Here is a 14688-nt window from a genome sequence, read left to right as displayed (position 1 = left end):
CATGGAAAACGAATTTTTTGAACAACGCACTGATCTTGGTAAACTGCATACCGCGGTTGAACAAATAAAGGCAACCCTTGCCCAGATCATCGTAGGCCAGCATGAATCTATTGATTTATTAATAGCTGGTATTTTGGCCGATGGGCATATCCTGATAGAAGGTGTTCCTGGTGTTGCCAAAACGCTTACAGCAAAATTGATTGCCAAAGCTATTGATGCCGGTTACTCGCGTATCCAGTTTACGCCAGATTTGATGCCTTCGGATATTTTGGGTACCTCGGTTTTCAATCCTAAGACAACTGAATTTGAGTTTAAGCGCGGGCCGATTTTTGGTAATATTATTTTAATCGATGAGATAAACCGAGCTCCTGCCAAAACACAGTCGGCTTTGTTTGAGGTAATGGAAGAGCGTCAGCTTACCATTGATGGTAATAGCTATAAATTGGAAGAGCCGTTTACCGTACTGGCTACTCAAAACCCGGTTGAGCAGGAGGGTACTTATCGCTTGCCGGAAGCACAGCTGGATAGGTTTTTATTTAAGATAGAGATCAAATATCCAACGCTTGAGGAGGAGATTGCCATCGTTACCCGACAACACCAGCAAAAAACTGCTGATCAGTTAAGCCTGGTTAAGCCGGTATTGTCATCTGCCGATATTAAAGAAATAAGGCAGCAGGTACGTGCTTTACATGTTGAACCCAAGTTGCTTGAGTTTGCTGCCAAAATAGTTTACGAAACCCGTAACAGTAAATCGGTACAGCTTGGCGCATCGCCAAGGGCTTCGCTGGCTATTATTATCGCGGCTAAAGCGCTTGCCGCAATTAAAGGCAGGGATTTTGCAACGCCTGAAGATATTATTTATGTAGCCGCACCGGTATTGAGGCACCGCATTATCCTTACACCCGACAAAGAAATGGAAGGGGTAACACCTGATGAAGTGATATCTCAGATCATACAAAAAATTGAAGTTCCACGCTAATACGCTGCTGTGAAAAAGCTGATCGGATTATTTTATAAAAACCTGTTTTTAAACAATACGCTCTTCGCCTGCCTGTCCGGCAGCGTGGTGCTATTTGTATTGGGTTTCTTTTTTCCATGGCTTGGCGCTATTCCACAACTGGTGTTTTGGGTAATTATGGTTTTGGTATTGCTTGATCTGGTACTGCTTTATCGAACGATCAACGGCGTATTTGCCAAACGTGTAGCACCCGAGCGCTTGAGCAACGGCGACGAAAACGAGCTGGCCATCTATATTGAAAACTTTTATCCTTTCAATATAGCTGTAGGCATTATCGACGAGATCCCGGAGCAGTTTCAGAAGCGCGATGTTTGGTTTAAAACAACAATGAAACCGCGTGAGCATAAACAGATCCTTTATCTGTTAAGACCTACCCGCCGGGGCGAGTATGAGTTTGGTTTTATCAGGGTGTTTGTAAAATCGCCGCTGGGCTTAGTTTCGCGTCGTTATAATTTTGAGCAGACCGAGATTTTACCAGTATATCCTTCGTTTTTGCAAATGCGCAAATACGAGTTAATGGCTATCTCCAACCGCCTTACCGATATCGGCATCAAGAAAATACGACGCATAGGTCATAGTATGGAGTTTGAGCAGGTAAAAAACTATGTTGCTGGTGATGATTATCGCACCATTAACTGGAAGGCCACGGCCCGCCGCGGCGACCTGATGGTTAACTCCTACACCGACGAAAAATCGCAGCATGTGTATTGCGTAATTGATAAATCGCGTGCCATGAAAATGCCTTTTGAGGGTTTGAGTTTGCTGGATTATGCCATTAATGCCAGCCTGGTTTTATCAAACGTGGCCTTGCTAAAAGAAGATAAGGCCGGGTTAATCACCGTAGCCGAAAAAATTGGTGCGGTAGTACCTGCCGACAGTAAGTATACCCAGCTTAATAAAATACTGGAGGTTTTATACAAGGAGAAAACCAGGTACCTGGAAACCAATATGGAGGCGCTTTATACCACCGTACGCCGGGTAATAAAGCAGCGGAGCCTGGTGGTTTTTTTTACTAATTACGAAAGTATGCCCGCTTTGCAGCGGCAACTGCCGTTTTTAAAACGGATTGCCAGGTTTCACCTGCTGCTGGTGGTTTTTTTTGAAAATACCGAACTTAAAACACTAAGCGAACAACCCGCAACTGATGTTGAAGGCATCTACATAAAAACCATTGCCGAAAAGTTTGCGCATGATAAAAAGCTAATGGTAAAGGAGCTTGCAACGCATGGCATTCAAACAATTTTTAGTACGCCGCAAAACCTGACGGTGAATACGATAAACAGGTACTTAGAGATTAAAGCCAGGCAAAAAATATAGCCTCTTAATTGCCCTGTAAGGGCTACTTGCTTTAAATAAACCTGGGAATATTGTGTTCCTGTGACTATGGGGCAAACTTGCAATTGATTACTGTCCCGGCTTCGGGAAGTTGATGCCGCCTGCTGCCAGTTCTTTCAACATAGCTTCCTGCAAATTGATCTTGGCAACTAAAAAATTGGCCGGATCAACCCAAACATTAACGGTAAACCTCACGCAATCGGCATCAAGGCTAATAACGCCCACGCGCGAAGCCGGATCATGCAGGATATCTTTACTGGTGTTAACAACCTGCAGCATGATGGCTTTTGCCTTTTCCATATCGTTGCTGTAACCCACACGCATTTCAAAATCAAGCCGGCGGCGGCCCTCGCGTGTTACGTTTACAATTACCTCGTTAAATAGTTTACCGTTGGGGATGATCACCGTTTTATTATCTGCCGTAATCAATACGGTATAAAACATCTGGATGGATACCACTTTACCGTCCTGACCCTGGGCTACGATGCTGTCATCTATCTCAAAGGGTTTTAACAACAGGATGAGCACTCCGCCCGCGAAATTTTGAAACGTACCAGATAACGCCAAACCTGCCGCTACAGAAAAGGCACCGATAATGGTGGTGAAAATGGTCATTTCCCAGCCAATAATGTTCATCACCCAGATTACGAGGAGCACATACAAGGCGGTGATGGTGAGGCTTAAAAAGAATGGCTGTAATGACGAATGCACCTGTCGCCTGGTCATGCGCATCCTCAGGCGGTTGCGGAGCCATTTAATAAACCATAAACCAATAAAAAATATGATTATTCCACCTAAGTAACTGGGGCCGCGGTTAACAAGCCAGTGGTGAAATTGTGTGTAGTATTCGTCCAGTAACATAACTGAACGTAAAGTTAATAATTATCTATTAACTGTATAATGAAACAAAGAGCTCGGGCCCTTTAAACAGCACCCAGTCAATCAGGGTGCTTTGTATTTGTTTGGTTTTTTGAGATAGACGTTTCATGACCTGCATTATTCAAATCCTATGCCTAACGGGCGCTGTAGCAGATTTGTTATGCAAATTTATGCTTTACATACAGCATAGTAACTGAAAATTAATCAAATGATTGATTAATGACCGTCCGTTTACTTTTGCGTGACGATAAAAGCCTGTAATAAAGCACAAAGCCCTGTATGCTTTTGCATACAGGGCTTTGGAAGTATATAGATTCCGATACACCCCCTTTAGGGGCCGGGGGGCTTACATCATGCCGCCCATACCGCCACCCATTGGTGGAGCACCAGCCGGAGCGTCTTCCGGATCATCTGCCAATACAACTTCTGTAGTTAATAACATCGAAGCGATTGAAGCAGCGTTCTCTAAAGCCACGCGGCTTACTTTAGTTGGGTCGATAACACCTGCAGCAATCAGGTTTTCGTATTTATCGGTACGTGCGTTGTAACCAAAGTCGGCAGTGCCTTCTTTAACTTTTTGCACGATGATCGAACCTTCGATACCAGCGTTTTCGCAGATCTGGCGAAGAGGCTCTTCGATAGCGCGACGGATGATCTGGATACCGGTGTTCTCGTCTTCGTTATCACCTTTCAAATCGGCGATAGAAGCAACCGCACGGATGAAGGCAACACCACCACCGGCTACGATACCTTCTTCAACAGCGGCACGTGTAGCGTGTAAAGCATCGTCAACACGGTCTTTTTTCTCTTTCATTTCCACTTCGGTAGCAGCACCTACGTAAAGTACAGCAACACCGCCAGATAATTTGGCTAAACGCTCCTGTAATTTTTCGCGGTCGTAATCAGAAGTAGTTGATTCAATTTGTGATTTGATCTGGCTTACGCGGCCTTTGATCTCTTCAGCAGAACCTGAACCGTTGATGATAGTAGTATTATCTTTGTCGATAACGATTTTCTCAGCAGTACCTAAGTAGCTCAGATCAGCGTTCTCTAATTTGTAACCTCTTTCTTCTGAGATTAAAGTACCGCCGGTAAGGATGGCGATATCTTCTAACATCGCTTTACGGCGATCGCCAAAGCCAGGAGCTTTAACAGCGGCAACTTTCAGTGAACCACGGATTTTGTTAACTACCAATGTAGCTAAAGCTTCACCGTCCAAATCTTCAGCAATGATCAATAATGGTTTGCCGGTTTGTACTTGTTTTTCAAGGATTGGAAGCAATTCTTTCATCGAAGAGATCTTTTTGTCGTAGATCAGGATATAAGGATTTTCCAACTCCGCTTCCATTTTATCAGCGTTGGTTACGAAGTAAGGAGAAAGGTAACCACGGTCAAACTGCATACCTTCTACAGTTTTAACTTCAGTTTCAGTACCTTTTGCTTCTTCAACAGTGATCACACCATCTTTACCAACTTTTTCCATTGCTTCGGCAATTAACGAACCGATAACCTCGTCGTTATTGGCCGAGATAGAAGCAACCTGTTTGATTTTGTTGTTGTCTTCGCCAACAGTTTGCGATTGGGTTTTCAGGTTTTCAACAACAGCAGCAACAGCTTTGTCAATACCGCGCTTCAAATCCATCGGGTTAGCGCCTGCAGCTACGTTTTTAATACCTGCGGTTACAATAGCCTGGGCCAAAACGGTAGCGGTAGTAGTACCGTCACCTGCAATATCGGCAGTTTTTGAAGCTACTTCTTTAACCATTTGCGCACCCATGTTTTCAAGGGCGTCTTTCAGTTCGATTTCTTTAGCTACAGTAACACCGTCTTTAGTGATAGCGGGTGAGCCAAATTTTTTATCGATAATTACGTTACGGCCTTTAGGACCTAAGGTTACTTTAACCGCGTTAGCAAGGATGTCAACGCCGCGTTTCAGGGCGTCGCGTGCTTCAACATTGTATTTAACTTGTTTTGCCATGTTTTTTAATTATTGAATTATCGAGTTAGTGAATTAATGATTTTAAAACTCACCCTCAATAATTATTTTTTGATTTTTGTCTTTTTTTAGAATAAGTGGCTTGAATATCAATAATTCAATAACTCACTAATTCGCTAATTGATTTAAAGAACTGCGTAAATGTCTGATTCGCGCATAATAAGGTACTCTTTACCTTCGTAGGTAATTTCTGTACCTGCATATTTACCATATAAAACCTGGTCACCAACTTTCACGGTTAAAGGCTCATCAACTTTTCCCTGACCAACAGCAACGATAGTTCCACGCTGAGGTTTTTCTTTAGCAGTATCAGGAATAAAGATACCTGAAGCAGTCTTTTCTTCGGCGGCTGCAGCCTCCACTACAACCCTGTCTCCGATAGGTTTAATGTTTAATGACATAGTTATTAAGTTTTATTTATTTAAGTTTTCAGTACAATGTGCATCATCAATTATGCCAAGTGCCGGTAAAGCCGATATTGACAGGGGGAGACTGTTTTAATGTCAGCAAAAAGTTATTGCCGGTTTTGGAGCTTAACAATTTTTTAACCCGATGGTGTCAGGATGTCAGTATGACTTAGGGATGACGGAGAATCTATTAGATGCCTGCGCTTAAACATATTTGTGCTAATCGCTGTTTCCACTCGTGTCTGAAGCAAGGCGCAGGCATACCTCACGATATTACCTTTGCTAAGCCTATCGAATTTTTTCGCCCTATTGGCGTAAAAGTAGCACTTGCTGCTGCAGCGTTTGCAAATTTTAACCTAAACATGTATTTAAGAACATTTTTCGGATAGAAAATACTTATTAAAAAAATTTAAAAAGTTCTTTTAATTCAAATTATGTTTTATTAAGTTTGTATTGATAATGCTTAGCTTATTATTATACGTAAATTACTTTACCCTCATGTCGGTGAGGATAAACATTTTTGTTAATTGGTTTGATAAAAATCCTCGCCCCGGGCGGGGGTTTTTTGTATAGCGACTTTTTTAAACTTTCACATATAAAATACAGGTTCTGAACAAATTATGGCACGATTAAATTTATTGGAAGAGACGCGGTATGAGAAACTACCGGTAAGCGTTTATAGCGATGCTAAAACAGCTTCGGTAGCGGTAGCCGACAAAATTGCAAAGTTGATTAAAGCGAAACAAGCCCGCGGCGAAAAAGCGGTACTGGGCCTGGCCACCGGCGCAACGCCCGTAGCCGTGTACGGCGAACTGGTACGCCAACACAAAGAAGAAGGTTTGAGCTTTAAAAACGTGATCACTTTCAACCTGGACGAGTATTATCCCATGAAGCCCACAGCCGCCCAAAGCTACGTGACCTTCATGTACGATAACTTGTTTAGCCATATTGATATCGATAAAAACAATGTACACATACCCGACGGTACATTAGATGCCGATGCGGTGGTAGCATTTTGCGTAGAGTATGAGAAAAAGATAGAAGAACTTGGCGGATTAGACCTGCAGATCCTGGGGATAGGCCGTACCGGTCACATCGGTTTTAACGAGCCGGGTTCGGCGCCAAACTCAGGTACCCGGATGGTAACGCTTGACGACCTGACCCGCCGTGACGCGGCAAGGGATTTTGGTGGTAAAGCCGACGTGCCAACCAAAGCGATCACTATGGGTATCGGAACGATATTCAAAGCCCGCGAGATTATCCTGATGGCCTGGAGCAAAAAGAAAGCAGAGATTATTAAGAAAGCTGTAGAAGGCGAGATCTCGGGCGAAGTGCCTGCCACTTACCTGCAATTATCTGATAATGTAGAGTTTGTATTGGATGCAGAAGCGGCATCAGAACTAACCCGTTTTGACACCCCATGGCTGGTGAAAGACTGCGCTTGGGATAACCAACTGAAAAAGAAGGCGGTGATCTGGCTGGCTAACGAAATCAACAAGCCGGTACTGAAATTAACCGAAGAAGATTACAATACCCACGGCATGGCGCAGCTGGCTGTTGAACAGGGACCGGTTTATAATATCAACATCGATATTTTTAACCAGATCCAGCATACTATTACCGGCTGGCCGGGCGGCAAACCCGATGCCGACGATTCGCAAAGACCGGAAAGGGCATTGCCTGCCAAAAAACGCTCTATCATTTTCTCTCCGCACCCGGATGATGACGTGATCTCGATGGGCGGTACATTCATTCGCCTGGTTGACCAGGGCCATGATGTACACGTGGCTTACCAAACTTCGGGCAATACCGCGGTATGGGATGATGACGTATTAAGGTACATGGAGTTCGCTATCGACTTTACCAAATCTATCGGCGAAGACACTACCCATCTCCAAAAATCGTACGAAGATATGCGGGCGTTTTTCCCAACCAAACAGCCTAATGAGATCGACACCCAGGAGATCCGCAATGTAAAAGGCTTCATCAGGAAAACCGAAGCTATCTCGGGCGCGAGATATGCCGGTTTACAGGACGATCATATCCACTTTATGGCGCTGCCTTTCTATGAAACCGGCAAAACCAAAAAGAACTCGGTAGGCGAAGAAGACGTTCAGTTAACCATCGATCTGCTTCAAAAAATAAAACCACACCAGATTTTCGCTGCCGGTGATTTTGCCGACCCTAACGGTACCCACCTGGTTTGTTTCAAAATTATCCTTGCAGCACTGGAAAGATTAAAAGGCAAAGAAGCATGGGTGGATGATTGCTGGCTGTGGATGTACCGCGGCGCATGGCACGAGTTTGAAACCTACGAGATTGAAATGGCGGTACCATTATCACCACAAGAAGTGATCCGCAAGCGTAACGCCATCTTCAAACACCAATCGCAAAAAGATACCCCCGTATTCCCGGGCGATGACGCAAGGGAATTCTGGGTACGTGCGGAAGACCGTACCCGCGATACCGCACAGCGGTACGACCGCCTTGGTTTAGCCGAGTACGAGGCAATGGAGGCCTTTGTAAGGTATAAGTTTTAAGGATTGAGTTCATGGATCATGGTTAATGGTTCATAGAACATTAAACACAATATCCCGGCGCCCGTGTCCTCACGGGCGCTTTTTTCTTTACGTCACCAAATCGGGCTAAGCTTTCAGCTAACCTTGTAATTACTCTGAAGTGGATTGGTCTGCCAGCCGGAAGCAGAATGCTTCCGACAGTTTAGGTCGAAGTTACGCTACCGCCAAACTTCAACCAGTATGGGATGATGCAAGGGAGTTTTGGGTACGTGCGGAAGACCGCACGCGCGATACTGCCCAGCGTTACGACCGACTTGGTTTAGCTGATTGTGAGGCAATGGAGGCCTTTGTGAGGTATAAATTTTAAGGAAACGGTTTAAAAATAGTAAGAGCCATGTGATCATTCACGTGGCTTTTGCTATTATAACTCATTGTATTGTTTTAAAATATATTCCAATGGGTTGATTTTTAGATTTTTATTTTAATTTGACAAATAAGATCAATCAATTGATCTTATTTGTCGTTGATGATAAGGGCTATCTCTAAATTGAAGTGATGAGATTTTCGGCCTTCTGCAATGCATGCTGGTTTAACTCATCAATGGTCATTTGGCTTAGCCTTTTAACCTCGTTCGGATTAGTAGAGGCATTTATAATTTTAATCTGTTCTAATTGTTTGATCACCGTTGAACCTTGTAAAACGGTGACGTTTATTCTTTTGATATACATAACTCTATATATAAATTTTACAGCCCTGTTTACTTTAAAAACAGTCAGCAACAAAAAAGCCTCCCCAAACGGGAAGGCTTTTCAATATTAAATCCGAAATCAAAATTCCGATATCCGAAATTAAGATGCCATTTGCTTACGGATGATGTTCAACGCGCCGCCTGCTTTAAACCACTCAATTTGCTGTGCATTGTAAGTGTGGTTTACAGGGAATGATTCGGTTGAGCCATCTTTGTGGTGCAATACCACGGTTAACTGCTGGCCAGGGGCAAATGTAGTTAAGCCGGTGATATCGATGGTATCATCTTCCTGGATCTTCTCGTAATCGTTGTTATCAGCAAACGTGATAGCCAGCATACCTTGTTTTTTAAGGTTGGTTTCGTGGATGCGGGCAAATGATTTTACCAGTATGGCACGTACACCTAAGTGACGGGGCTCCATGGCAGCATGCTCACGTGATGAACCTTCGCCGTAGTTTTCGTCGCCTACTACGATCGAACCGATACCTGCCGCTTTGTAAGCGCGCTGGGTAGCCGGAACCGGACCGTACTCGCCTGTCAGTTCGTTTTTAACGCTATCGGCAGTCAGGTTAAAGTAGTTGATAGCGCCGATCAGCATATTGTTCGAAATGTTATCCAGGTGACCGCGGAATTTCAACCATGGACCTGCCATCGAAATATGGTCGGTAGTACATTTACCTTTTGCTTTGATCAATAGTTTTAAGCCGGTAATGTCGGTACCTTCCCATGCTTTGAATGGTTCAAGCAATTGTAAACGTGATGAAGTTGGAGAAACAATCACTTCTACTTTGCTGCCATCTTCGGCAGGGGCCTGGTAGCCTGCATCTTCCACCGCAAAGCCTTTTACCGGTAACTCGATACCTACAGGCTCGTCAAATTTAACCTGCTCGCCTGCTTCGTTGGTTAACGTATCGGTAAGTGGGTTAAAAGTTAAATCGCCCGCGATAGCGAAAGCGGTCACAATCTCAGGTGAAGCTACGAAAGCGTGGGTGTTAGGGTTACCATCCTGGCGTTTAGCGAAGTTACGGTTAAACGAAGTGATGATAGAGTTTTTGCGGGTAGGATCGTCGGTATGACGGGCCCACTGGCCAATACATGGTCCGCAGGCGTTAGCCAATACCACACCGCCCATTTCGGCGAAGGTATCTAAATAACCGTCGCGGTCAACAGTGTAACGTACCTGCTCCGAGCCCGGAGTGATGGTAAACTCGGCCTGGGTTTTTAATTTTTTATCGATAGCTTGTTTAGCGATAGAAGCCGAACGGGTGATATCTTCGTAAGATGAGTTGGTGCAGGAGCCGATCAAACCAACCTCTAATTTAGTAGGCCAGCCGTTTTCTTTAACAGCGGTAGCAAATTTAGAGATAGGCCAGGCCAAATCCGGAGTGAACGGACCGTTTACGTGTGGTTCAAGTTCGCTCAGGTTGATCTCGATCACCTGGTCGAAATATTGCTCAGGGTTAGCGTAAACTTCTTCGTCGCCGGTTAAGTGCTCGGCAATGGCGTCGGCTAATTCAGCGATATCGGCACGTTTGGTACCTTTTAAGTAAGCAGCAGCTTTTTCGTCGTAACCGAAGATAGAAGTGGTAGCGCCAATTTCGGCACCCATGTTGCAGATAGTACCTTTACCGGTAGCCGACATTGAGCGGGCACCTTCGCCAAAGTATTCAACAATGGCACCGGTACCACCTTTTACGGTAAGTATACCTGCAACACGAAGGATTACGTCTTTAGCCGAAGTCCAGCCGGAAAGTTTACCGGTTAATTTAACGCCGATCAGTTTAGGGAATTTAAGCTCCCATGGCAGGCCGGCCATTACGTCGCAGGCATCAGCACCACCAACACCAATAGCGATCATACCTAAACCACCCGCGTTAGGGGTATGTGAATCGGTACCAATCATCATGCCGCCAGGGAAAGCATAGTTTTCTAACACTACCTGGTGTATGATACCTGCACCGGCTTTCCAGAAACCGATACCATATTTATCAGATACTGAGGCCAGGAAATCGTAAACTTCGCGGTTAACGTCAACAGCGGTGCTCAAATCTTCGGTAGCACCAATTTTTGCCTGAATTAAGTGATCGCAATGTACGGTAGACGGAACGGCAACCTTAGGCCTGCCAGCTTGCATAAACTGCAAAAGGGCCATCTGCGCGGTAGCATCCTGCATGGCTACACGGTCTGGTGCAAAATCAACATAATCAACCCCACGACCGAATGCTTTTTGAGCATCGCCTTCGCTAAGGTGGGCATATAAAATCTTTTCGGTTAAAGTTAGGGGTTTACCGGTCGCTTTACGGGCAGCCTCAACGCGGGTGCTGTAGCGGTCGTAAACCTTTTTGATCATATCTAAATCAAAAGCCATTTGTATTTGATTTTTAGGTGTAAAAGAAATTGACGTTTAGCCCATTACTGGCCTTAGAACGGCGAAATTACAAAAAATAACATTTGAAAGCCGTCGGCGCTTTGTACAAATGTTATTTGGATAGGTTCTAAATAAAGCCCCCCACCCCCCTGAAGGGGGAGCTTTAATAAAGTGCAAATAGCTGCTAAACTATTTTTCTCCCTTCAGGGGGGTAGGGGGCGGCAACTGTTTCAATATCTCCTCAATAGCCCTATCCAACTGCGGATCTTTGTTCTCCAATCTGTCAGTAAAGTCTGTCTTTACGTAAATATCCGGTGATACGCCTGTTTTCTCAATGTCTTTACCATCAAGGGTATAACAACCCCAGGCAGGTATGCGGTAAAACGAACCATCAACCAAGCCTTTGCCGCTGGTAAAAATAATCCAGCGGTAGGTTTCTGTGCCAATGATCTTGCCGAGGCCTAAAGCTTTAAAGCCTTGTGAGGTCATTTCACCATCGCTCAGCGTCTGCTCGTTCATCAACAGAATAATTGGTTTTGCCGCTGGTGCAAAGTTAGGTTGTGGTGATTTTTTACCATCGCGGTAGGCCCATTGCAGGTAGGGCTTTTGCGACAGGAATTTTAATACATTATCATGCACATTGCCGCCGGTGTTATATCTTAGGTCGAGGATGAGCGCGTCTTTTTTATAGGCGTCATCAACCATATCCTCCATAAAATCTTCTAATGCGCCATCTCCCATGTTTTTCATGTACGAGTAGGCTATGCGGCCTTTGCTTTTATCGGTAACGGTTTGGGCATTGGTATGGATCCAGTCGTCGTACAGGTTGTTAGACAAGTCGCCTGTTGATTCGGGGTGAAGTTTTACTTTCACATCTTTGCCTGCGCGGGTAAACGTGAGTTCAATTTCCCTATCCAGCTGCGGTTTGGTGAAATAGTAGTTGCGATCCTGCTTTTCATCAACGGGAACACCGTTTACCGCTTTCAGGATATCGCCGGGTTTTACGTCGATCCCTGCCTTATCGGCATTGCTGTGGATGGCTATGCTGCTCACTTTATACGGCGCGTCGTTATCAAAAATAATCCCGGTTTCCATGGTGCGGTAGCTTAGGTTTTTCCTTTCTTCGCTGCCGTTGGAGTAAAAGCCCTGGTGCGATGAGTTCAGCTCGCCCAGCATATCATTCAGCAGCAGCCGCAGATCAGACCGGCTGTTAAGGTAAGGGACAAATGCTTTATAGGTATCATGTACCTTTTTCCAGTCGGCCCCGTGAAAGTTGCCATCATAATAGTTCTCATCCAGCCCGGCCCAGGTTTCATCAAACATCTGCGCAAACTCGCCGGCCATATTGCGGGTAAAGCTTGCTTCAATGTTTACCTTGTCAACCTTATTGGCATCAATATTTAAGGTGTAGATGTTACCGCCCGCTACCAGGAAATACTTATCGCTGTTGCCAAAAATATCGAAGCTGCCGAAATCGCCGCCGCCAACTTTTTCGGTTTTGGGCTGCTCAAAATTTTCAAGCGTGGTACGGTAAAGCGCCCCCTTGCCTTCGGCATGGTTTGATACGTAATAAATCAATGTTTTATCCCCCTTCTGGATAACGTACGATCCCTGCGCCTGCCCAAACTCCGGGCTGATGCGCTCCAGGCGTTTCATCAACTCGTCGGTATCTATCGTAATCTCGGCTGGGGCCTTTGGAGCGGGTTGCTCAGAGAGTGGTTTCTTTTTGTTTGATTTTTTCTCTTTGTCTTTTTTCTTGTCGTCGTCCTTTTTCTCCTCTTTGAACAGCGCTGTAAACTTATCCATCTTAAACGGATCATCATATTTTTGAAGCGGCATGCGGTAAACGTGCGCGTCTCTCGATCCGTAAGGATATTCAGGTTGTGTGCGCGACGAAGTAAAATAAATATACTTACCATCCGGCGACCAGAACGGCGCCGCCTCGGTAACACCACTGTTGGTCAGGTTAATGATTTTGCCGGTTTTAATCTCATAAACAAAAACATCCTGCTCAAAATTGCGGTAAGCGTTATAAACCACGTACTCGCCGTTTGGAGAGAAGCGTGGCTGAGGGCTATAAAATCCCCAGAACTCATCGGTAACTATGGTTTTCGCGGTCAGTGTTTTCAGGTCTATCAGCTTCAGCTCGTTGCGGCCGCTCAGGTAGATAGCCTTGGTGCGGTCTTTATTCATATTCAGCTGGCGGTTGCTTGCTTTATCAGCTGTGAGCTGTTTTTCCTCGCCGGTGCCATCGGCGGCAATGGTGTACCAGTTAGGGAAGCCGCCTAATGTTTGCCCGAAGATTAACGTTTTATTATCAGCCATCCATTCCACTTCGGTAGCACGTTCGCTGGTGTTGCGTTCCAGTTTTTTGATGAATTTACCTTCGGCATCGCTTACAAACAATTCGCCGCGCGATATGAAAGCCAGTTTTTTCCCGTCGGGCGAGAGATCGGCCCCTTCAATCTTCCCGCCAACATCAAACGATTGCTCTTTGGGTAATACATTATTACGGAACAGGTTTAAGCTCAGTTTCTGCGTTTGTTTGGATGCCACATCGTACATAAACAGCTGGTAGTCTTTTTCAAAAACAACCTTGCTGCCATCGGCGCTTACCTGCGGGCGTTTAATGGAGCTGGGGAATTGGGTTAAAGCGGTTTTCTTTCCGTCGATAAACGTATAAAGGTTATATTCTTCATTACCCTCGTCGGATACGAAATAGATGTTGCCTTTTTTATCAATGGTGGTCCAGAAATCTTTACCCAGCCAATCGGTATATTTTTTATAGGCTTTGGTTTTGGGGTTATACGATTGGATATCCGGGTTATAAGCGCCTTTGTAATGTTTACGGTTGGAGAAGAAATTACTTTCCCAGGTATTGCTGAAAAACAACTCGCCGGTTTGCGGGTGCTCCACTACGCCGTGAATGGTATTGAAATAATGCCCAAACAGGCGAACGGGTGTACCGCCGGTAGCGGCTACTTTATACTCGCTGAAACTGTTGTAGCGGCCGGAGTAAAAATAGATAGATTTTGAGTCCCAGCTCCACGAGTCCACATTGTCACCTGCATCGTTATAGGTAAGTTGTTTGATATCGCCGCCTGCCAGCGGCATCACATACACATCGTTATTACCAAACTGATTGGATGAAAATGCCAGCCATTGCCCATCGGGCGATACCCGCGGACTGGTTTCGTCGCCCTGCATGGCGGTTAGCCGCGTAGCCGAAGGGTTGCCAATGTCGGCTTTCCACAGGTCGCCTTCGTAACTGAAAATTACGGTTTTACCATCAGGGGTAAGGGTGGGGTTGGAGGTAAAATAACTTGTGGCGGTTTGGGCATTAACACCTGTTTGCCACAAGGCGGCTGCAAACAGCGCGAGGTATCGTTTTTTCATTTGGTTTAAGTATGATGAATAA

9 protein-coding genes and 1 pseudogene are annotated in these 14688 nt (G+C 45.1%); 4 read left to right on the top strand and 6 right to left on the bottom strand.

Annotated elements, in window-relative coordinates; all coding sequences use genetic code 11:
• The first annotated feature begins 1 nt into the window (after position 1).
• On the top strand, positions 2-979 hold the full coding sequence (locus tag LX99_RS16875) for an AAA family ATPase (RefSeq protein WP_109608938.1): 978 nt from the start codon (positions 2-4) through the stop codon (positions 977-979).
• A gap of 9 nt (positions 980-988) precedes the next feature.
• A complete protein-coding gene (locus tag LX99_RS16870) occupies positions 989-2335 on the top strand; it encodes a DUF58 domain-containing protein (RefSeq protein ID WP_109608937.1) in 1347 nt (448 codons plus the stop codon).
• 87 nt (positions 2336-2422) lie between these two features.
• Here LX99_RS16870 and LX99_RS16865 read toward each other — a convergent pair whose 3' ends face one another.
• The 3 genes from LX99_RS16865 to groES form a co-directional block, all read right to left on the bottom strand.
• Positions 2423-3214, bottom strand: a complete 792-nt coding sequence (locus LX99_RS16865) for a mechanosensitive ion channel family protein (protein WP_109608936.1) — start codon at positions 3212-3214, stop codon at positions 2423-2425.
• A gap of 364 nt (positions 3215-3578) precedes the next feature.
• Positions 3579-5210 carry a chaperonin GroEL gene (gene groL / locus LX99_RS16860; RefSeq protein ID WP_022834051.1) on the bottom strand — a complete coding sequence of 544 codons (1632 nt, stop codon included), beginning with the start codon at positions 5208-5210 and terminating at the stop codon, positions 3579-3581.
• Between the two features lie 143 nt (positions 5211-5353).
• A complete protein-coding gene (groES, locus tag LX99_RS16855) occupies positions 5354-5629 on the bottom strand; it encodes a co-chaperone GroES (protein WP_022834050.1) in 276 nt (91 codons plus the stop codon).
• 626 nt (positions 5630-6255) lie between these two features.
• On the opposite strand from groES, the gene nagB reads away from it, so the two are divergent.
• Both nagB and LX99_RS26485 read left to right on the top strand, forming a co-directional pair.
• Positions 6256-8175 carry a glucosamine-6-phosphate deaminase gene (nagB, locus tag LX99_RS16850; protein ID WP_109608935.1) on the top strand — a complete coding sequence of 640 codons (1920 nt, stop codon included), beginning with the start codon at positions 6256-6258 and terminating at the stop codon, positions 8173-8175.
• A gap of 223 nt (positions 8176-8398) precedes the next feature.
• Positions 8399-8521, top strand: a pseudogene (locus LX99_RS26485) (PIG-L family deacetylase); the annotation flags it as partial.
• Positions 8522-8696: 175 nt separating this feature from the next.
• Here the strand turns inward: LX99_RS26485 and LX99_RS16840 are convergent.
• The 3 genes from LX99_RS16840 to LX99_RS16830 form a co-directional block, all read right to left on the bottom strand.
• Positions 8697-8882 (bottom strand): hypothetical protein, encoded by a 186-nt coding sequence (locus LX99_RS16840; protein WP_109608934.1) that lies wholly within the window; start codon positions 8880-8882, stop codon positions 8697-8699.
• Positions 8883-9002: 120 nt separating this feature from the next.
• Entirely contained in the window at positions 9003-11270 is a 2268-nt protein-coding gene (locus LX99_RS16835) for an aconitate hydratase (RefSeq protein WP_109608933.1), read from the bottom strand.
• Between the two features lie 189 nt (positions 11271-11459).
• On the bottom strand, positions 11460-14666 hold the full coding sequence (locus LX99_RS16830) for a S41 family peptidase (RefSeq protein ID WP_109609049.1): 3207 nt from the start codon (positions 14664-14666) through the stop codon (positions 11460-11462).
• Positions 14667-14688: the final 22 nt, after the last annotated feature.

Origin of the sequence: Mucilaginibacter oryzae, from assembly GCF_003148845.1 — a bacterium.
Taxonomy (GTDB): Bacteria; Bacteroidota; Bacteroidia; order Sphingobacteriales; family Sphingobacteriaceae; genus Mucilaginibacter; species Mucilaginibacter oryzae.
The sequence above is the reverse complement of the archived record's forward strand: the minus strand, read 5'-3'. Positions and strand labels throughout refer to the sequence as shown.